General features: G+C 41.5%; 14 protein-coding genes and 6 tRNA genes. 2 read left to right on the top strand and 18 right to left on the bottom strand.

Features of this window, described 5'->3' with window-relative positions:
* The first annotated feature begins 247 nt into the window (after positions 1-247).
* A complete protein-coding gene (locus tag IEY40_RS06180; protein ID WP_188954341.1) occupies positions 248-1,498 on the top strand; it encodes a dicarboxylate/amino acid:cation symporter in 1,251 nt (416 codons plus the stop codon).
* Between the two features lie 80 nt (positions 1,499-1,578).
* On the opposite strand, the gene IEY40_RS06175 is transcribed toward IEY40_RS06180, so the two are convergent.
* The 16 genes from IEY40_RS06175 to IEY40_RS06100 all read right to left on the bottom strand — a co-directional run bounded on the left by IEY40_RS06175 (position 1,579) and on the right by IEY40_RS06100 (position 15,874).
* A complete protein-coding gene (locus tag IEY40_RS06175) occupies positions 1,579-2,742 on the bottom strand; it encodes an alginate export family protein (protein ID WP_428848146.1) in 1,164 nt (387 codons plus the stop codon).
* A gap of 170 nt (positions 2,743-2,912) precedes the next feature.
* A complete protein-coding gene (locus IEY40_RS06170) occupies positions 2,913-3,785 on the bottom strand; it encodes an ABC transporter ATP-binding protein (protein WP_188954337.1) in 873 nt (290 codons plus the stop codon).
* Positions 3,786-3,795: 10 nt separating this feature from the next.
* A complete protein-coding gene (locus IEY40_RS06165) occupies positions 3,796-4,716 on the bottom strand; it encodes an ABC transporter permease (protein ID WP_229777037.1) in 921 nt (306 codons plus the stop codon).
* An 82-nt stretch (positions 4,717-4,798) separates the two neighbouring features.
* On the bottom strand, positions 4,799-6,133 hold the full coding sequence (locus IEY40_RS06160) for a CmpA/NrtA family ABC transporter substrate-binding protein (RefSeq protein ID WP_229777036.1): 1,335 nt from the start codon (positions 6,131-6,133) through the stop codon (positions 4,799-4,801).
* Positions 6,134-6,554: 421 nt separating this feature from the next.
* Positions 6,555-7,685 (bottom strand): sodium ion-translocating decarboxylase subunit beta, encoded by a 1,131-nt coding sequence (locus IEY40_RS06155; RefSeq protein WP_188954331.1) that lies wholly within the window; start codon positions 7,683-7,685, stop codon positions 6,555-6,557.
* A gap of 9 nt (positions 7,686-7,694) precedes the next feature.
* On the bottom strand, positions 7,695-9,473 hold the full coding sequence (oadA, locus tag IEY40_RS06150; protein WP_188954329.1) for a sodium-extruding oxaloacetate decarboxylase subunit alpha: 1,779 nt from the start codon (positions 9,471-9,473) through the stop codon (positions 7,695-7,697).
* Between the two features lie 13 nt (positions 9,474-9,486).
* Positions 9,487-9,729 carry an OadG family transporter subunit gene (locus IEY40_RS06145; protein WP_188954327.1) on the bottom strand — a complete coding sequence of 81 codons (243 nt, stop codon included), beginning with the start codon at positions 9,727-9,729 and terminating at the stop codon, positions 9,487-9,489.
* 637 nt (positions 9,730-10,366) lie between these two features.
* Positions 10,367-10,443 (bottom strand) — tRNA-Arg (locus tag IEY40_RS06140).
* A gap of 60 nt (positions 10,444-10,503) precedes the next feature.
* Positions 10,504-10,595, bottom strand: a tRNA-Ser gene (locus tag IEY40_RS06135).
* Between the two features lie 7 nt (positions 10,596-10,602).
* Positions 10,603-10,679: transfer RNA gene (locus IEY40_RS06130), tRNA-Arg, on the bottom strand.
* 27 nt (positions 10,680-10,706) lie between these two features.
* A tRNA-Arg gene (locus IEY40_RS06125) sits at positions 10,707-10,783 on the bottom strand.
* A gap of 27 nt (positions 10,784-10,810) precedes the next feature.
* Positions 10,811-10,887: transfer RNA gene (locus tag IEY40_RS06120), tRNA-Arg, on the bottom strand.
* Positions 10,888-10,910: 23 nt separating this feature from the next.
* Positions 10,911-11,002 (bottom strand) — tRNA-Ser (locus tag IEY40_RS06115).
* A 262-nt stretch (positions 11,003-11,264) separates the two neighbouring features.
* A complete protein-coding gene (csrA, locus tag IEY40_RS06110; RefSeq protein WP_160053698.1) occupies positions 11,265-11,462 on the bottom strand; it encodes a carbon storage regulator CsrA in 198 nt (65 codons plus the stop codon).
* Positions 11,463-11,911: 449 nt separating this feature from the next.
* On the bottom strand, positions 11,912-14,536 hold the full coding sequence (gene alaS, locus IEY40_RS06105; protein WP_188954326.1) for an alanine--tRNA ligase: 2,625 nt from the start codon (positions 14,534-14,536) through the stop codon (positions 11,912-11,914).
* 474 nt (positions 14,537-15,010) lie between these two features.
* Complete coding sequence (locus tag IEY40_RS06100) at positions 15,011-15,874, bottom strand: recombinase RecA (RefSeq protein ID WP_188954324.1); 864 nt, start codon at positions 15,872-15,874, stop codon at positions 15,011-15,013.
* Between the two features lie 284 nt (positions 15,875-16,158).
* On the opposite strand from IEY40_RS06100, the gene mutS reads away from it, so the two are divergent.
* Positions 16,159-18,741 (top strand): DNA mismatch repair protein MutS, encoded by a 2,583-nt coding sequence (gene mutS, locus IEY40_RS06095; RefSeq protein WP_188954322.1) that lies wholly within the window; start codon positions 16,159-16,161, stop codon positions 18,739-18,741.
* Positions 18,742-18,822: 81 nt separating this feature from the next.
* Here mutS and rpoS read toward each other — a convergent pair whose 3' ends face one another.
* Positions 18,823-19,794, bottom strand: a complete 972-nt coding sequence (gene rpoS / locus IEY40_RS06090) for an RNA polymerase sigma factor RpoS (RefSeq protein ID WP_188954320.1) — start codon at positions 19,792-19,794, stop codon at positions 18,823-18,825.
* Between the two features lie 78 nt (positions 19,795-19,872).
* Entirely contained in the window at positions 19,873-20,805 is a 933-nt protein-coding gene (locus tag IEY40_RS06085; RefSeq protein ID WP_428848139.1) for a peptidoglycan DD-metalloendopeptidase family protein, read from the bottom strand.
* Positions 20,806-20,883: the final 78 nt, after the last annotated feature.

Genomic DNA, 20,883 nt, shown 5'->3' with positions numbered 1-20,883 from the left:
AATCGTTTTTGTTATTCAAATAGGTTAAAAAACAGTAAAAAAATTAAAGTTATAATAACAAACCCACTTATTCTTATAAGTTATAACAAAATAACGTTGTCTGCCATGAGTTCAGTTCATACAATGCAATTAATAATTATTAACCTTATGCGGGATTACTGGACGTTTTAAAACGCCTAGCCCCTATATAACCCATCTGAATGCTAACCGTTTGGTATAACATTATGGGGTTACACTTGGAATTTACATGATACTGCAAACGCTCAATCGTATTCCTTTTTGGCAAAAAGTTATTGCTGGTTTTGTATTGGGTACCCTCACTGGTGTTGGTTTAGGTGAATCGGCGATCATCCTTAAACCACTTGGTGATTTATTTATTAGTGCCATCAAAATGTTGGTCGCACCACTGGTGTTTTGTGCCATTGTGGTCAGTATTACCTCTTTAGGTTCGCAAGGAAATTTAAAACGTTTAAGCTTTAAAACCTTAGCGATGTTTATGTTTACCGGCACAATTGCCTCGTTTATTGGCCTCACCATTGGTAGCCTAATAGATATGGGCGGTAACCTCGCACTGGCAACTTCAGAAGTGCGTGAGCGCGATATTCCTGGGTTTGCGCAAGTATTGTTAAACATGATCCCAGTTAATCCATTTGCTTCATTGGCTGACGGTAATGTATTACAAATTATTGTATTTGCCGCTTTAGTGGGTATTGCGATTAATGCTGTGGGCGAAAAAGCGGTTCCTCTTAAAAATATCATGGAAGCGGGTGCTGAAGTGATGTTCCAGTTGACTCGCATGGTACTTAAATTAACCCCTATCGGCGTATTTGGTTTGATGGCTTGGGTTGTTGGTGAATATGGCTTAAGCACGCTCTTACCATTAGGTAAGTTCATTATGGCGATTTATATTGCTGCGCTTATCCACATTATTTTTGTTTACGGTGGCCTCGTTAAGTTTGTGGCAGGGTTAAGTCCTATTCAGTTTTTCCGCAAAGCCATGCCAGCCCAAGTGGTGGCATTTAGTACAGCATCAAGTTTTGGGACTCTACCAGCTAGCACACGCTGCACTGAAGCAATGGGAGTCTCTAAACGCTATAGCGCGTTTGTACTACCACTAGGTGCAACCATGAACATGGACGGGTGTGGCGGAATTTACCCTGCAATTGCAGCGATTTTTATTGCGCAAATTTATGGCATTCCACTTGATATGACCGATTACATGCTCATTGCTGTGACTGCAACGGTTGCTTCAGTTGGTACTGCAGGGGTTCCTGGAAGCGCAATGGTGATGTTAACAGTGACATTAGGCGTAATTGGTTTACCACTTGAAGGTATTGCCTTTATCGCAGCCATTGACCGTATTATTGATATGATCCGCACTGCCACTAATGTCACGGGTGACATGATGACGGCGGTAGTTATTGGTAAAAGTGAAGGTCAGTTGGATATTGAGCAGTTTTATGCAGACGAACAACCTCAGCAGCAAGTCGCGTCATAACAATGACTGAACAATAAAGCGAAAAATGCAATAAAAAAGCGAGTATCAGTTGATACTCGCTTTTTTATTGTTAAACCAAATTAAAATTTAGCATTTGCCCAAAGCCATACTTTGTCAGTATCAACTTTGCCCGATCCATTATCGCCAGCTGAATAGACGGCGTATTTCACACCTATGGTGTAGTTTTTATCAATAGGTAGCGTAAATACTGCATCAATTTCATCACCTAAATCATCTACTGCTGTACTAGACTCATCAGCGGTAAAGTCGTGATACATCAATGCCCAGCTTCCGCCAACGACACTGCCACCGATAGACACGTAAGTATCAACTAAGCCTTGCGCAGGTGTTGCTAAAAATTGATCAGACCAACCATTAAATGCATGTAACGTGGCTAATGGTGTAGCAAAACCGTAAGCGCCGTCATCAGACCCTAGCACTTCGTAGCCTAGCTTGACGGTTAAGCCACTAAATCCGACTCCAATTTCGCCTAGCATATAATCTGCTGAATAAGATGTTGTGGCGGTATCTGCATCTTGAGTGGCATATTCTAAAGCATAAAGTAGTTTAATTTTGTCGATATCTTTAGCACCAGCAAAACGAATACCATAAGTATCAACACCATTATCTACGTTAGTGTCTTCTTCGAGTAAATAACCGTAGGCACTTAATTTACCTAAACCTAGATTATAAGAAGCATTAATAATGTGGTCTTTCGCATCGATGTCTTTGACTTCAGCAAAAATACGATTACGTTTATATAAATAGCCATAATCTAATGTTAAATCATCTACTGCATATTGCATGGTCACAGCATCAAATGTTTGGCGATCTTGACGCCAGCCAACATGACCAATGAAACGTTGATTATCAATCGCAATCACTTGACGTCCGGCTTTAGCAGTAAAACCATCATACTTATACTGTAAAAAAGCCTGATCTAACTCAGTCGTTTCAGGGTCTGCAATAACTGAGTAGTCAGCATTGTTACCAATTGCGTCATTGTAATCATTGACACCGGCAACACTGCGTGAATCTTCAAACTCAACCAACGCAGTAAATCCGTTATATTCTGCAGTAGCTAAGGTTAAACGAGTGCGTAAAGTCAGCGCATCAGCATCTTTTAATGCATTTTCTTGATCAACTGATTCGTAGCGTAAATTTAAATCAACATTCGCGCTACCTTGAGTAACCGCATCAGCGATTGACGAGACCGAAGTGTCTGCTGCCGTTGCGTTTCCCATCGCTAATAATAACGAACAGGTTAACGTCGATAAGACCATTTTTTTAGTCTTGGCAGAATTTAGGCAAAGCTTACCCGCAACTTGATTAACAAGCAGTTTTTTATTCATCTTACATCCCTTATTTTTTGAGTTATTTACACGCGTTAAAGCGTAAAAGCACGACCAGCACGTTAACTGTTGCTAAATTTAACAGCTTCGTTGCTTTCTTGTTGTGACATATCCTGCATTTTAGATGCTTGTTTATTTTGTGTTAAAGATTCAACTTTACGTTGTTTTTCATACAAAAATTTAAGTACTTCAGAACGAAGCCTGTTGTACTCTGCATCTTGAGCTAAGGCTAAACGATTTCTGGGGCGTTCAAGACCGACTTGCAAAATGTCACCTACAGTCGCTTCTGGCCCATTGGTCATCATGACAATCTTGTCTGACAACAACACAGCTTCGTCAACATCGTGGGTAATCATAATCACTGTGTTATTTAATTGGCTTTGAATTTCCATTAATGAGTCTTGCATGTGCGCGCGAGTAAGCGCATCCAGAGCACCAAAGGGTTCATCCATTAACAAGACTTCGGGTTGCATGGCCAGAGCCCGCGCAATACCGACTCGTTGTTTCATTCCACCTGAAATTTCTCCAGGACGTTTATGCATGGCGTGATCCATATGAACTAATTGCAGGTTGTGTTCAATCCACTGTTTCATTTCTGTCTTATTCATTTTGCCGGAAAATACTTGTTTTACAGCAAGCTCTACATTTTGATAGGCGCTTAACCAAGGCAGTAATGAATGATTTTGAAACACTACAGCCCTTTCAGGCCCAGGCTCCTTAACCTCGGCACTTTTCAAAATGACCCCACCAGAGCTCGCTTGATACAAACCTGCGACAATGTTTAACACAGTTGATTTACCACAACCAGAGTGGCCAATTAATGATATAAACTCGCCTTTATTAATCTTTAAATTGACATCTTTTAGGGCAGTAAATGACCCTTTAGGCGTTGGGAAAACCATATCAACGCCACTGATCTCTAAAAATGAACTCATGCTGCTACCCTCACTTATCCCAAGATACCCAATGCTGTAAAGCAAGAATGCCCCGGTCTAATAAAAAGCCAATAAAACCAATTACTACGACTGCAGCCATTATGCGAGCAAGTGAATCGGAACTGCCATTTTGAAACTCATCCCAGACAAATTTACCCAAACCTGGATTTTGCGCTAGCATTTCAGCAGCGATTAACACCATCCACGCAACCCCTAGCGATAACCGCATTCCGGTAAAAATCATGGGGATTGATGCCGGCAGCACAATTTTTTGTACATGTGTTATGGCTGATAATCGTAAAACCTTACTGACATTAATTAAGTCACTGTCGATACTCGACACCCCTATCGCGGTATTAATAATCATTGGCCAAACACTACAAAGCGTGACGGTTAACATTGAATTAATAAACGATTTTGACACTATAGGGTCCGGTGATACATACACTGCACTAACGACCATGGTGACCAACGGCAACCACGCTAAAGGTGATACCGGCTTAAATATCTGAATAATGGGATTAATGGCCGCCTGTAAACTGCGACTCAGCCCCATCCAAATCCCCAATGGAATCGCGATAATTGCTGCCAATAAAAAACCACTCATCACAGTGATCAAACTGGTTATAATTTGGTCCCAAAACGTTTCTTTTCCCGTGTAACCACGGATCTTAGCGACATAGTTAGGATCGTTGGCGGTACGCGCTGCATTACGCTCATCTTGTCGCTGATAAAAAGCTTGTGCTTTCTCACGCTCTGCCACGTGTTCTGAGTACAAATTTTCAAATTGTTCAACCACAGCCACAGGGCCAGGAAACTTACCTAGCGACGTTTCAATACTATTAGCAGTGACCGTCCACATAACTAAAAATATAGCAATACCTATAAACGGTAATAAAATCAATTTACTAAGTTCAGTTATTTTTAGCATTACGGCAGCCTTTCGACCTTGTTCAATCAGACGGTTAGAGGCAATCGATGTAAGACTATTCATCTTAGACTCCTTTTAGAGGTTACAATTTGTCGCCTTGCTTTAAGCCAATTACAAATGAATTGATATAAGCATTAGGCTGATTACCGTCATAGGTTAAATTATCGATAAAGTGAGTTTGTGGAGCCTTGAAGCCAGTTTCTTTACTGAAGTCTGGAAACGCAGTGGCAGGAATTAATTTATCGTCAATTAACGATTGTGCAGCTTTAGCATAAATATCTGGGCGGTATACTTTAGCAGCAACATCTTTGTACCATTCATCAGACTGATCTTGTTCAATTTGTCCCCAACGACGCATCTGCGTTAAGTACCAAATGGCATCTGAGTAGTATGGGTAAGTTGCATTGTGTCTAAAAAACACATTGAAATCTGGCACGGCACGTTTATCACCTTTTTCATATTCAAAGGTGCCTGTCATACTGTTAGCTATAACTTCGTAATCTGCACCAACGTAATTAGATTGCGACAATATTTTAACCGCTTCAGGTCGATTACCATTATTGTTGTCATCTAACCATTTAGCCGCACGGATGAGCGCACGAGTAAGGCGTATGGTGGTATTGGGATATTTTTCGGCAAACTCAGCTGTGATACCAAATACTTTTTCAGGGTTATCTTTCCAAATTTCATAATCGGTGACGACAGGTACACCAATACCTTTAAATACCGCTTGTTGATTCCAAGGTTCTCCAACGCAATAACCATTAATTGTGCCCGCTTCAAGTGTTGAAGGCATTTGCGGTGGAGGTGTTACCGACAGTAATGCTTGTGCATCAATCTGCCCTGAAGTATCACCTTTATGCGGTGCGTAAAATCCAGGATGGATACCACCAGCGGCTAACCAATAACGCAGTTCATAATTATGAGTCGAAACCGGAAATACCATCCCCATATTAAAAGGTTTACCTGCTGCTTTAAACTCATCTACTACCGGTTTAAGTGAGTCGGCTTTAATGGGATGAACAGGAAAACCATCTGCCTGTTTAGCAATATGTGGTTTCATTTTGGCCCAAACGTCATTTGATACCGTAATCGCATTGCCATTAAGGTCCATTGAAAAAGGAGTAATAATATGCGCTTTGGTACCGTAACCTATCGTTGCTGCAATGGGTTGTCCCGCGAGCATATGCGCACCGTCAAGACGGCCATCAATTACGCCATCAAGTAATACTTTCCAGTTCGCTTGTGCTTCAATGCTGACATACAAACCTTCTTCTTCGAAATAGCCTTTTTCGTACGCAATCGCGATGGGAGCCATATCAGTTAATTTAATAAAGCCAAATTTAAGTTCTTCTTTCTCTGGATAGCCGACTTCAGCTAAAGCAGGGGAAATGCATATGCTTGCCCCAATACTCATCCCAAGTAATAACGGTCTAATAATTTGCTGCGCTAACGTTGCTGTCCAATTCATGTTAATTCCCCATTGAATGAAAATGGCCCATAAAAAAAGCGCCTCGGATATCCATAAAGGAATATCTCGATAGCGCCTTTGCTAAAATTAAATTTAGTACACTATATATTTCAGTTAGTTAAGTACCATTTGTTAACTTAACGACTAAAAAATAGTTGATTAATAGTGTAAGAAATAATATTCATCATTCGTGCCAACTGTTTAAGTTGCTGATAAATAAGTAATTGCTATTTCCGGAGTGATAAGCGTAATGCCATAGCAGTGCAACAATACAAATCTAATGCACCAATATGTTCCAAAAGAGGTAGGAATAAAAAAGCCAGCGCAATTGCACTGGCTTGTATCTGATAAAACTGACAGTCAATGTTTAACCTAATACAGCCAATAGTACACCGGCAGCAACAGCACTACCGAGCACACCAGCAACGTTTGGTCCCATTGCATGCATGAGTAAGAAGTTTTGGTCATTAGACTCTAAGCCCACTTTATTCACAACACGAGCAGCCATTGGTACAGCAGATACGCCAGCGGCACCAATCAACGGGTTAACTTTACCACCTGACAGCTTGCACATTAACTTAGCCATTAATACGCCGGTTGCGGTTCCAATACTAAAGGCTACTGCGCCAAGAATTAAAATACCTAAGGTTTCGATACGTAAAAACTGATCGGCTGATAACTTTGACCCCACTGCAAGCCCTAAAAAAATGGTCACTATGTTAATCAATTCGTTTTGCGCCGTTTTAGACAAACGATCAACCACGCCAGATTCACGCATCAAATTACCCAAACAGAACATACCAACTAGTGGTGTCGCCGCAGGTAAAAACAGAATGGTCATCCCAAGTACCATCAATGGGAAGATAATTTTTTCCTTTTTGCTGACTTCGCGCAACTGCTCCATTTTGATTGCACGCTCTGCTTTGGTCGTCAGCAACCTCATGATAGGAGGCTGAATAAGTGGTACCAATGCCATGTAAGAGTAAGCTGCAACAGCAATAGCACCTAACAGCTCAGGAGCTAACTTCGAAGCCAAGAAAATCGCGGTAGGGCCATCAGCCCCGCCTATAATTGCTATGGCGGCAGCATCTTGCATCGTAAATGAAAAACCAGGAACGGCATTAAGTGCAATTGCGCCTAGCAGAGTGGCAAAAATACCAAACTGAGCTGCAGCGCCGAGTAACAAGGTTTTTGGATTCGCTATTAGCGCACCAAAATCTGTTAATGCCCCTACGCCCATAAAAATCAGCAGCGGAAATACTCCCGTCTCAATCCCGACATGATAAGCAAAGTACAGTAACCCGCCTTCGTCAGTAAATCCTGCATTAGGGATGTTGGCCAAAATAGCACCAAAACCGATAGGCAATAGTAAAAGCGGTTCAAAACCTTTAGCAATAGCTAAAAATAATAATAAACACCCTACTGCCATCATCAATAATTGGCCGCCAGAAAAATTGGCTACACCCGTTTCAGCCCAAAAGGCCATTAATCCTTCCATTTTGACCTCTTATGCTAATGCAAGTAATGCTGAACCGACTGTCACACTGTCACCTTGCTTTACAGCAAGGTTAGCAATTACACCGTCTTGTGGTGCACGAATTTCGGTTTCCATTTTCATGGCCTCTAAAATAATTAACACTTCGCCGGCTTTAACCGCTTGGCCAGTACTTACAAGCACTTTAAAGATATTGCCTGAGAGAGGCGCAGACATAGTGCATTTAACGTCACCAGCAGGTGCTGGGGCAGCTTGAGCGGGTGCGCTAACAGCAGGAGCCGCTGATGTTGGCGCAATATGACTAATATCACCGCCTTCGCTGACTTCAACGACAAAGCTTTGACCATCAACATTAACGGTGTAAGTTTGCGGGCCTTTATCAGCACTAACCTGTAAATCATCTGCACTGGGTACGGGTTCAAATGCATCAGGATTGCCACGATTTTTAAGAAACTTAAGACCAATTTGATTAAACAGCGCGTAAGTCATTACATCGTCATCTAACTCAGCCGCTAAACTAAAACCTTGTTCTTCTGCAGCTTGTGCAAGTTCTACACGTAATTTATCAAGTTCTGGTTCAATCAAATCTGCCGGACGGCAAGTAATCGGTTGTTCGCCTTTTAAAACACGAGCTTGTAATTTGGCATTAACTGGCGCAGGAGTAGCACCGTATTCGCCTTTTAGTACGCCTTCAGTCTCTTTAGTCATGGATTTGTAGCGCTCGCCCATCAATACATTAATCACTGATTGTGAGCCAACAATTTGCGAGGTCGGTGTCACTAATGGCAAGAAGCCTAGATCTTCACGTACCCGAGGTATCTCCTCAAGCACTGCATCCATTTTGTCTGCTGCGCCCTGCTCTTTTAATTGGTTTTCCATATTGGTTAGCATGCCGCCAGGAACTTGAGCACGTAAAATACGTGAATCAATGCCTTTTAACGCGCCTTCAAAACGCACATATTTTTTACGTACTTCACGAAAATATGCTGCAATTTCTTCTAACAGCACCATGTCGTAACCAGTGGCTCTGTCGGTGTCTTCTACCATAGCAACAAGTGTTTCTGTAGCACTGTGACCATAAGTTTGGCTCATTGAAGAGATCGCGGTATCAAGTACATCAACTCCTGCTTCAATAGCCTTTTGATAGGTTGCTGTACTTAAGCCTGTGGTCGCATGGCAATGCATTGAGATCATTAAGTCTGTTTGAGATTTTAAACGACTAATAAGCTCATAAGCCTGCATTGGCTTAAGCAAACCCGCCATATCTTTAATACATAAAGAATCTGCGCCCATGTCTTCTAAACGCTTAGCCATGTCAACCCAGGTGTCAATGGTGTGTACAGGGCTTGTGGTAAATGAAATTGTACCTTGCGCATGCCCACCAACGTTTTTAACCGCCTTAACTGCAGTTTCAAGGTTACGCACATCATTCATCGCATCAAAAATACGAAACACATCAACACCATTGGTATGAGCACGCTCTACAAAGCGCGTCACGACATCGTCGGCATAATGACGGTAACCGAGTAAGTTTTGCCCACGCAATAGCATTTGCTGCGGCGTATTAGGCATGGCTTTCTTTAATTCACGGATACGGTCCCACGGATCTTCGCCAAGATAGCGAATACAAGAGTCAAATGTGGCTCCGCCCCATGACTCAAGAGACCAAAATCCGACTTTGTCTAATAACGGTGCAATGGGCAGCATATCGTCGATACGTAACCGCGTTGCAAGTATTGATTGATGGGCGTCACGTAGGACAACATCGGTTAGTGCTAATGGCTTGCTCATATTGACTCCAAATTTATTTCGCGCGGTATTGATGTATCGCAGAGGTAATAGCGCTTACCAGCTTAGGATCTAGGGTTACCTGAGCCGATGCACTTGGTGCTATCGGTACAGGTATTGGTGTTACCACTGGCGCAGGAAATAGCTTTGCAACAATCCCGATACCCACTATCAATATACTTAAAAATATAAACACTAAGCCCATGCCCATTATCATGATGCCCAGCGCATCCGATAACTGCTCAGATATCGATGTCATGTTTCCTCGCTTATTTCTCGAACCATTAAATCTTATGTCGTGAATTGTTGAGACTGTCGATGCGCCATATCAGTGCACTATGGGCAAGTCGATTTACAGCCAATATTTTTAGCCAATGATTAACAAGTGCTAATTCAGAAAGCATAAATATTCAGTTCAATATAGATGTAATGCTGTGTTTCATTGAGTAAACATCACTATTAAAGCGACAGAAACTCAAAATCCTGTCACAAAATATAAACAATATACGTCAACATTACTATCTTTTTGTAAATTGGTCTTACCAAAAACAATGTTCCACGATAGTGCAACCTAGGAATATTCAAAATAAAGTAGCAATAAATAATGATTCTATAATTATTTAACGAATTTCGACCTATAAATAGCAAAATCGTCAATATTAACTATCAAGCAATATGCAAAAATAGTGAAACATGTTTAAGCTAGCGAATAAAATTGATGAATTTAAGCAACTAAAATGAATAAAAATGTAATTCGACAAGCAATATATCATCGAATAAAACTAAATCACTAAGTTGATAGTTCAAATGGGTAGAAGAAAGGGGTAAAGATAATTACTGTTACTGGAAATTAGGCATAAAAAAACGCTCTGTATCAATACAGAGCGTTTTTAATATGGTGCGCGTGGGAGGATTCGAACCTCCGACCGCCTGGTTCGTAGCCAGGTACTCTATCCAGCTGAGCTACACGCGCAAAATGGGTACTACATGCCACTTATTATTAATACAGCAATTATAGCCGCTAAACAATAAATGGCGGAGAAGGAGGGATTCGAACCCTCGATGGGATTTAAAGCCCATACTCCCTTAGCAGGGGAGCGCCTTCGGCCACTCGGCCACCTCTCCGCAAAAATGGTGCGCGTGGGAGGATTCGAACCTCCGACCGCCTGGTTCGTAGCCAGGTACTCTATCCAGCTGAGCTACACGCGCGAAATTTGGGTTTTATTACATCATGAATGGTGCGCGTGGGAGGATTCGAACCTCCGACCGCCTGGTTCGTAGCCAGGTACTCTATCCAGCTGAGCTACACGCGCATTCATGGTTTACAGTTAAATAGTAAATGGTGCGGATGGGAGGATTCGAACCTCCGACCGCCTGGTTCGTAGCCAGGTACTCTATCCAGCTGAGCTACATCCGCATCGATTTTACTATTTTAAGAAATGGCGGAGAAGGAGGGATTCGAACCCTCGATGGGATTTAAAGCCCATACTCCCTTAGCAGGGGAGCGCCTTCGGCCACTCGGCCACCTCTCCGTTTTCTTGGCGCACATATTACTGTTTGACGAAAATAAGTCAAACCCTTTTTAGGAATCCTATCTTCATTTGGACTGTTTTTAATCACATTGGGGATAATAGCTTCAAATAGTCATGAAAACAGTATTCATTTTTACGAATATTACTTTAAAAAATGATTTTCAAAGACTTTTTTATGCTACTCAAAAATGCTCATTTACTCAGAAAACAAAAAAGCCAGCATACTGCTGACTTAATTTTTTATCGGACAAAACAGCCGAAATTAGTAATTACCACCTTCTGGTGGCGTACCCGATTTCTCAGATTGAATACGTTGGTAGATCTCTTCACGGTGAACAGAGACTTCTTTCGGTGCATTTACACCAATACGTACCTGATTACCTTTAACACCTAAAACAGTAACGGTGACTTCATCACCAATCATTAATGTTTCGCCTACACGACGAGTCAAAATTAGCATTCGATTGCTCCTTTAGTTCAAGCTGCATAACACGCTTTGTCCGTAATATGCGTTTATTATAAGGTTTGCTTTACATAAAATCATAGTATCTATTTATAAATACGTCGGTTTATAAAGCATTATCTATTCGGAAATTTTAAAGTCTGACGAAAATATCAACTATCTATACGTAACAAGCCCAAATTCATCATATTTGTACTCACCACGGTGTTAAATAAATCTAAACAGCAAAACCAATAACAAAACGACAGGATTAAAACCATTAATGACCTTGTGCACGCGCACTTGTTACAATCACAAATTATTACCCTAGCAATCCATTTAAACGCTTTCTACTGTTAGCGAGTTACTTCACTATGCCAAATCTACTGATGGCACTCAAGTTATAAAGTTGAATATCTTAGACTTTATGTCTTAAGTGCCAATTAATGCACTATTTTGACTAAATGTTAGCTCAAACGCTCAGTAATCCAAGGTTCAACAGATGCTAATGCAGCTGCTAAATTTTCAGGTTGTGTGCCACCGGCTTGAGCCATATCAGGGCGTCCACCGCCTTTGCCACCAACTTGTTGAGCGACCATAGCGACCAACTCGCCTGCTTTAACTTGCTTAGTTAAGTCATTGCTGACACCAGCAATTAGGTTAACTTTGCCATCTTTTGCGGTGCCAAGAACAATAATGGCTGATTTAAGCTTTTGCTTTAATTCATCCTGTAAACCACGCAATGAACCAGGATCAACACCGTCCATCATCTTAACAAGTACTTTAACGCCATTAATATCTTTAGCATCGCCCGCCATATCAGCGCTTGCTGCTGCAGCTAACTTATCTTTAAGTTGCGATAACTCTTTTTCAAGTTGCTTCACTTTATCTAATTGTGCTTTAAGTTTAGCCACAACAGATGCATTGTCGGATTTTAGTAACTGCGCTGCTTCATCTAGCATCGCCTGCTGCTCTGCCACATAGCTCATAGCAGCTGTGCCTGTTACCGCTTCAATACGACGTACACCCGCCGCAATACCACCTTCTGAAGTGATTTTAAATAAACCAATATCACCAGTACGCCCTACGTGAGTTCCGCCACACAGCTCGATAGAGAAGTCGCCCATAGTCACTACGCGCACTTGGTCATCGTACTTTTCACCAAATAACGCCATAGCGCCTTTTTCTTTGGCTTCATCAATGGCCATTTCAGCCGTTTTTAGTTGATGATTACGACGAATTTGGGTATTAACCAACTCTTCAACAGCTTTTAATTCTGACGGTTTCACGGCCTCAAAATGTGAAAAGTCGAAACGTAAACGTTCTGGATTAACTAACGAACCTTTCTGTGTAACATGCGTGCCTAATACTTGACGTAATGCAGCATGCAACAAGTGAGTCACAGAGTGATTTAATTGAGTGCGGTGACGTAATTTTTTGTCTACTTGTGCAGATAACGTTTGCCCTACGACTAATTGACCTTGAGCTAATTGCCCTTGATGACCTGTCGCTGGACCAAATTTCTGAGTATCGGTAACCGTAAACTCAATACCTTGTGCAGTCAGCTGACCTTTGTCACCCACCTGCCCGCCCGATTCAGCATAAAATGGTGTATTAGCCAATACAATAATAGCGTCTTGACCAGCAACTACTTGTTCAACGGCTTTACCATCAACATATAAACCCGTAACCGTTGACTCACCCGTTAACTCGGTGTAACCACAGAAAGCAGTTTCAGCATCAATGATTAAATTACTATTGTAGTCCGCACCAAAGTTACCCGCAGCCTGAGCACGACTTCTTTGCTCTGACATTGCCACTTCAAAGCCGGCTTCATCTACGTTTATGTCACGTTCACGGCATACATCAGCAGTTAAGTCGACAGGGAAGCCGTAGGTGTCATAAAGTTTAAAGACAGTTTCACCATCTAAAGTGTCACCTTTGAGGGCATTTAACGCGCTATCTAAAATCACTAAGCCACGCTCAAGGGTACGTGCAAACTGCTCTTCTTCAGCTTTTAATGCTTTTTCAACTATCGCCTGCATGGCTTTTAAGCCATTTGCCGCCTCGCCCATAACGCTAATCAATGTCGGCACTAATTTGTAGAAAAAGGCTTCATTTGCCCCTAACTTGTTACCATGACGAACCGCGCGACGAATAATACGGCGCAGCACGTAACCACGGCCTTCATTTGATGGCATGACGCCATCTGCAACTAAAAATGCGCACGAACGAATATGGTCAGCAATAACACGTAGTGATTTATTTTCTAAATCAGATACACCAATAATCTCAGCAGCTTTAGCTATTAATTGTTTAAAGATGTCGATTTCGTAGTTTGAATGAACACCTTGCATAATGGCAGCAATACGCTCAATCCCCATCCCGGTATCAACCGAAGGTTTAGGTAATGGCAACATCTCACCGTCTGCTTGACGGTTATATTGCATAAATACAATGTTCCATATTTCGATAAAGCGATCGCCATCTTCTTCTGGTGAACCAGGACGACCACCCCAGATATGATCGCCATGATCATAGAAAATCTCGCTGCATGGACCACAAGGACCTGTATCACCCATTTGCCAGAAGTTATCTGAAGCAAAAGCTGCGCCTTTGTTGTCACCGATACGGATCATACTTTCAGCTGGTACACCAATTTTTTGCGTCCATATGTCATAAGCTTCATCGTCGGTTTCATAAATCGTGACGCACAAACGCTCTTTAGGCAGCTTTAAGGTTTCTGTTAAAAATGTCCAAGCAAAACGAATTGCCTCTTCTTTAAAGTAATCACCAAAACTAAAATTACCAAGCATCTCAAAAAAAGTGTGATGACGTGCGGTATAGCCTACGTTGTCTAAATCGTTGTGTTTACCGCCTGCACGGACACAACGTTGTGAAGATGTAGCACGTGTATAGCTGCGCTTGTCCATGCCTAGGAACACATCTTTAAACTGATTCATACCCGCATTGGTAAATAACAGTGTTGGGTCGTTTGTGGGAACGAGTGAGCTGCTATCAACAACCTGATGTCCGTTATCTTCAAAATACTTTAAAAAAGCACTTCTTAACTCTGCTGTAGTCTGAAACATGAAATGGCCCTGAAATAGAAGAATACAAAAGAAACCAGCTTGACATGCAAGCCAGTAAATGTAGGCATTATATACTGAATTTAACGCAAGAAGCGAGACGAGTGAACCGATTATCATCTGAGCAAAAAACGATGAATGAACGACACTTTTAACACCCATTCTCAACAGATGAAATGTGTATCACAATTAAGTGCTTTATTAGATTTTTTTATTTAAGCCCAAGATTAACTAAGATTAAATATAACGCTTAAGAGTGTTTAGATGAGTCACGCCAAGAGCGCGTAAAAATTTGAATGAGAAACCATTTAAATAGGATTTTAAGACACAAAGGCATTAGATAAATAAGCTTTAAATAGAGATAACGGAGCAGGTGTATATTTAACACGTTATTCATAAAAAATCGCGATGCACAATATAATGTGCATCGCGATGATGATTTAACTTGTACAAATATACAATATTACAAAGACTTAATTAAAATACTTCGCCAGTTTCTAAATCAATGTTTTCATCACCGTCGTCAGCACTTGATGCACTACCTGTACCGCTTGCAAGTAACATTGAGCGTAAAGTAGTATCAATCTCGGCAGCAATAGCTGGGTTTTCTGTTAAGAATTTACCCGCGTTTGCACGGCCTTGACCAATCTTTTCACCTTTGTAGCTATACCAAGCACCAGCTTTGTCGACTATTTTGTGAAGTACACCTAAATCAACTAATTCGCCAGTGCGGTTAATACCTTGACCATAAAGGATTTGGAATTCAGCTTGTTTAAAAGGAGCTGCAATTTTGTTTTTAACGACTTTAACGCGCGTTTCGTTACCGACAACTTCATCACCGTCTTTTACAGCACCAGTACGACGAATATCTAAAATTTCAGCTTTTGGTGTTAGTGCAGCTACCGAGTCAACAATAATTACATCAACAGCACCAGAGCGAGTTAAGGCATCACAAATCTCAAGTGCTTGTTCACCAGTATCGGGCTGAGAACACAATAAGTTATCAATATCTACGCCAAGTTTTTTAGCATAAATAGGGTCTAACGCGTGCTCTGCATCAATAAACGCACAGGTTTTACCTTGACGTTGAGCCGCTGCAATGACTTCAAGCGTTAATGTTGTTTTACCTGATGACTCAGGTCCGTAAATTTCAACGATACGGCCCATTGGTAAACCACCAGCACCCAAAGCGATATCCAATGAAAGTGAGCCGGTAGAGATAGTTTCAACATCCATTGTGCGGTCTTCGCCCAATTTCATAATTGAGCCTTTACCAAATTGCTTTTCAATCTGGCTTAAAACAGCGGCAAGTGCTTTCTCTTTGTTTGGATCAACCTTCATTATAAAACCCTCTTAAGGCATTAAATACGTTTAGTAAAATGCAATTTTTATTTAGGTGAAATGTGGTAACTCATTTCAATATGTCCATCAGTATACTGTATAGTCATACAGTATCAAGTGTTGATCGTAATTTTTTTTATTCCTGACCCAATTGCCTTTTTACATCAATATTTTATCCAGCAAGCATTTTTATTGTGAATTGATTTATACCCCGAAGATAAAAATTGCTAAGATTAGCGACATAAAGTTTCATGCCCCAAGATTGATAGAGTGAAGAGTCCAAAATGACTGTAATTGATACCAGCGATTTAGAAAAACATACCCCAATGATGCGACAATATTTGAGCTTAAAAGCCGCTCATGCCGACATGTTACTGTTCTATCGAATGGGCGATTTTTACGAGTTATTTTATGATGATGCTAAAAAGGCATCAGAACTATTAGGCATTTCATTAACCGCTCGCGGTAAAAGCGGCGGTGACCCTATTCCGATGGCGGGTATTCCTTACCATGCGGTTGAAGGCTATTTGGCAAAGCTGGTACAGATCGGCCAATCAGTGGCCATTTGTGAGCAAATTGGCGATCCTGCGACATCAAAAGGCCCGGTTGAACGCCAAGTGGTGCGGATTGTTACTCCTGGCACATTAACAGATGAAGCGCTATTACAAGAGAAACAAGACAACTTACTTGCAGCACTTTATCAAGGTAAAACCGGTTTTGGCTATGCAACTCTCGACATTTCTTCAGGACGATTTGTTGTTGCCGAATTGCCGACTCGAGAAGCATTAGAAGCAGAATTACAGCGCACTCATCCAGCCGAATTACTTTACAGCGAAGATTTTACTGACATGTTGTTAATCAATAACATGAAAGGTATTCGACGTCGTCCAGAATGGGAATTTGATTACGATACCTGTGTCAATTTATTACTCAATCAATTTGGCACTAAAGATTTACATGGTTTCGGCATTAGCGATGCACGCTTAGCATTACAAGCCGCAGGCTGCTTAATGCAATATGTCAAAGACACTCAAAAGATGGCTTTACCACATATCAATTCGATTGTTCGATTTAATCAATCAGAATCAATCATTCTAGATGCTGCGACGCGTCGTAACTTGGAATTGACACAGAATTTATCTGGCGGCCGCGATAACACACTTGCGTGGGTACTTGATAATACTGCCACGCCAATGGGCAGTCGAATGTTGCAACGTTGGATCCATGAGCCACTTCGTGACCGAACCGCCATTCAATTACGCCACGGCGCCGTAAATGAATTAATTGAACAAGACCTTTACCAAACTCTACATGAGCAACTTAAAAGCTTAGGTGATATTGAACGTATTATGGCCCGCCTTGCTTTGCGCAGTGCCAGACCACGAGATTTTTCGCGTTTAAAGCAAGCGTTAGCATTACTGCCGACCATTCAACAAACACTGTCTGTTTGTCAGCAACAGCAAATGTCTACGTTAGCGGTACAATTGGGCGAGTTTCCTGAGCAGCACGATCTGCTTGAACGCGCTATTGTCGATAATCCACCAATGTTAATTCGCGATGGTGGCGTAATTAAAAGCGGTTACCATGCTGAGTTAGACGAGTGGCGTAAGCTGAGTGAAGGCGCCAATGATTATTTGGTCGAACTAGAAGCTCGCGAAAAACAGCAAACAGGGATTAACACCCTAAAAGTGGGCTATAACCGAGTGCATGGCTATTACATTGAAGTAAGTCGCTTACAAGCAGACAAAGTGCCATTAAGCTATCAGCGTCGCCAGACATTAAAAGGCACTGAACGCTATATCACACCAGAGCTTAAAGAATACGAAGAAAAAGTACTTTCAAGCCAAGGTAAAGCATTGGCAATTGAAAAACAATTATGGGAACAACTGTTTGACTTACTGTTACCTAAATTACAAGAACTGCAAACCTTCGCCACTGCAGCTGCACAGTTAGATGTATTAAGTAACTTTGCAGAGCGAGCTGAAACCCTCAATTATCAGTGTCCACAAATGACTGACGGTATTGGGGTACATATTGATGCTGGTCGCCACCCAGTGGTTGAGCAAGTTAGTCAATCTGCCTTTATTGCCAACCCAGTTAGCTTAACTCCACAGCGCAAAATGTTAATTGTAACTGGCCCAAACATGGGCGGTAAGTCAACTTATATGCGCCAGGTAGCACTTATCACTTTAATGGCTCATATTGGTTGTTTTGTTCCTGCAGATTCAGCTCAAATTGGCGAAATCGATCGAATATTTACTCGTATTGGTGCGTCAGATGATTTAGCCTCAGGTCGCTCAACCTTTATGGTAGAAATGACCGAAACAGCGAATATTTTGCATAATGCTACAGCCAATAGTTTGGTATTAATGGACGAAATTGGCCGAGGAACCTCAACCTATGATGGTTTATCGCTAGCATGGTCTGCAGCAGAGTATCTCGCTAAACAAGTCAGTGCCCTAACCTTGTTTGCAACACATTATTTTGAGCTAACTCAACTGCCAGAATTATTGCCTGCCGTAGTTAATGTGCACTTAGATGCAATTGAACATGACGATACCATTGCATTTATGCATGCCGTTCAAGAGGGAGCCGCCAGTAAAAGTTATGGTTTGCAAGTGGCCGCATTAGCCGGTGTGCCAAATCAAGTAATTAAAGCTGCCAAACATAAGCTGCATCAACTCGAAAACCGCGATATCGCAGTATCGGAACATACACCATCACAAGTAAGCATGAATTTACTCGCGCCGATGCCAGAGCCGGAGTCTTCACCAGCTATGGATAAGCTAGCTCAAATAAATCCGGATGATTTCACGCCGAAACAAGCACTCGATTTATTGTATGAATTAAAACGTTTAGCACGTTAGAATAAAAAATGGCGATAAAAAGGACACTAAAATGTGTCCTTTTTTGTGGGTAAATGAATATTACCCTTAATATGTTGAATGTTAGTCTCTAAAAAGCGCTTCTACTGACAACCCTTGCGAGCCCAGTAAATCTTTTAAACGCTTTAACGCTTCAACCTGAATTTGACGAACTCGTTCGCGCGTTAAACCAATTTCAGCACCCACATTTTCGAGTGTTGATGGCTCATAGCCTAACAAACCAAATCGTCTTGCAAGCACTTCACGTTGTTTAGTATTGAGCTCATTCAACCAACCCACAATTGAGTTAGATAAATCTTCACTTTGTACTCGATGATCAGGTCCAACGGAATCGTCATCAGCAATCACATCTAATAATGCTTTTTCATTATCACCACCTAATGGTGAATCGACTGAAGTAATTCTTTCGTTCAGTTTCAGCATACGACTCACATCACCCGTTGAAACATCGAGTTTTTCAGCGATTTCTTCCGCTGTGGGTTCGTGATCTAGTTTTTGTGCAAGTTGTCTTGCGGTGCGAAGATAGACATTTAATTCTTTTACAACATGGATAGGAAGGCGGATCGTGCGAGTTTGATTCATAATGGCACGTTCAATGGTCTGTCTTATCCACCAAGTCGCATAAGTCGAAAAGCGGAAACCACGTTCAGGATCAAATTTCTCTACCGCTCTGATCAGGCCTAAATTACCTTCTTCAATGAGATCGAGTAGTGCTAAGCCACGATTGTTGTATCTTCTGGAAATTTTAACGACAAGACGTAAGTTACTTTCTATCATGCGGTTGCGAGATTTTTCGCAGCCTTTAAGAGCTTTACGTGAAAAATAAACTTCTTCTTCAGCTGTAAGCAAAGGAGAAAAACCAATTTCACCTAAATATAATTGAGTGGCGTCGAGATTTTTTTGTAAGTCATCTTGGACTTTGTCTTCTATTTCGAGTTGCTGCACCAAATCGCCTTTTTTGGCTGCAACCTCTTGTGGTTGTTTAGCTAGATCGACAAGTGGTTCTGCTATAGCAGTACTTTTTTTGCGGCTCATAATTGCTCTCCCAAACCTAATTTGTGATATGTAATCTACTTCACTTGCCTATCCTCCGTTATTTATGTTGCTAAACAATTACTGTTTAGGTAGATATCGTAATGGGTTAACTGACTTGCCGTGATAACGCACCTCAAAGTGAAGCATCACTTGGCTTGTCCCTGTACTGCCCATTTTTGCAACTGTTTGGCCTGCGCTAACATATTGCTTTTCTTTAACCGTAATCGTGTCTGCATGAGCATAAGCACTTAAAAAATCATCGTTATGTTTGATAATTACTAAGTTGCCATATCCCCGAAGCGCATTGCCTGCGTATACGACTCTACCATCTGCTGCGGCCTTGATAATATCTCCGCGATTACCGGCAATCTTAATACCTTGATTACCTTGTTCCGATGCCGAAAAATACCCGATTATTCGACCTCTAACTGGCCAGTGCCATTGCTGAACTTGTTGTGGCAAGTTTGCGACAGAACCGTTTGCATTTTGGTTAACTGTTTGTTGGGTAGTTGTTACAGAATACGCAGGCTTTACTTTGTGATCAAGATCTTTTTTCGTTCTGTCTGATACGACCACTGGCTGCGGCTTTGCGACAGCGACTGGATTGATTGTTTGCGGATCCGTACGATTAGAAACCGAAGAATATGGTTGAGTTATCGCTTGAGTTTGTACTGTGGAAACATAAGTTTGTGGTGCTTTAACCTCTGCAGATGTTGCACCATTAGCGCTTGCTAAATTAAGTATCTGTCCGGGATAAATAGTATAAGGCGCTTGCAGGTTATTTTCTCTGGCAAGTGCTGCAAAGTGTCGCCCAGCGCCCCATGCAATGGAGTACAAAGTATCACCCTTTTTTACGGTGTATTTATGAGTTTTGAGCGATCCTTTGTGATAACGAGGACCATGATTTTTTGATGATAAACTATCAACCGGCGCAGGACGTTCAGCTTGAAAGCTACATCCTGTCAGCATGATTGCTAAGACCAAACCATTTGGCCAACCGGTATTCATCAAACAATATCCTTAAGGAAAAAACATGAACGCACAGCGAGTAGGCGCATTTTACATGATAAAGCATATCTCTGCTCCAAA

Source organism: Shewanella ulleungensis (assembly GCF_014648315.1).
Taxonomy (GTDB): Bacteria; Pseudomonadota; Gammaproteobacteria; order Enterobacterales; family Shewanellaceae; genus Shewanella; species Shewanella ulleungensis.
The sequence above is the reverse complement of the archived record's forward strand: the minus strand, read 5'-3'. Positions and strand labels throughout refer to the sequence as shown.

Bases quoted from the DNA above. Each gene is read 5' to 3' on its own strand.
- mutS (WP_188954322.1), top strand. From the start codon at position 16,159: ATGACTGTAATTGATACCAGCGATTTAGAAAAACATACCCCAATGATG.
- rpoS (WP_188954320.1), bottom strand. From the start codon at position 19,794: ATGAGCCGCAAAAAAAGTACTGCTATAGCAGAACCACTTGTCGATCTA.
- csrA (WP_160053698.1), bottom strand. From the start codon at position 11,462: ATGCTAATTTTGACTCGTCGTGTAGGCGAAACATTAATGATTGGTGAT.
- IEY40_RS06155 (WP_188954331.1), bottom strand. From the start codon at position 7,685: ATGGAAGGATTAATGGCCTTTTGGGCTGAAACGGGTGTAGCCAATTTT.
- IEY40_RS06175 (WP_428848146.1), bottom strand. From the start codon at position 2,742: ATGGGAAACGCAACGGCAGCAGACACTTCGGTCTCGTCAATCGCTGAT.
- IEY40_RS06160 (WP_229777036.1), bottom strand. From the start codon at position 6,133: ATGAGTATTGGGGCAAGCATATGCATTTCCCCTGCTTTAGCTGAAGTC.
- oadA (WP_188954329.1), bottom strand. From the start codon at position 9,473: ATGAGCAAGCCATTAGCACTAACCGATGTTGTCCTACGTGACGCCCAT.
- IEY40_RS06180 (WP_188954341.1), top strand. From the start codon at position 248: ATGATACTGCAAACGCTCAATCGTATTCCTTTTTGGCAAAAAGTTATT.
- alaS (WP_188954326.1), bottom strand. From the start codon at position 14,536: ATGTTTCAGACTACAGCAGAGTTAAGAAGTGCTTTTTTAAAGTATTTT.
- IEY40_RS06145 (WP_188954327.1), bottom strand. From the start codon at position 9,729: ATGACATCGATATCTGAGCAGTTATCGGATGCGCTGGGCATCATGATA.
- IEY40_RS06165 (WP_229777037.1), bottom strand. From the start codon at position 4,716: ATGCTAAAAATAACTGAACTTAGTAAATTGATTTTATTACCGTTTATA.
- IEY40_RS06100 (WP_188954324.1), bottom strand. From the start codon at position 15,874: ATGAAGGTTGATCCAAACAAAGAGAAAGCACTTGCCGCTGTTTTAAGC.
- IEY40_RS06170 (WP_188954337.1), bottom strand. From the start codon at position 3,785: ATGAGTTCATTTTTAGAGATCAGTGGCGTTGATATGGTTTTCCCAACG.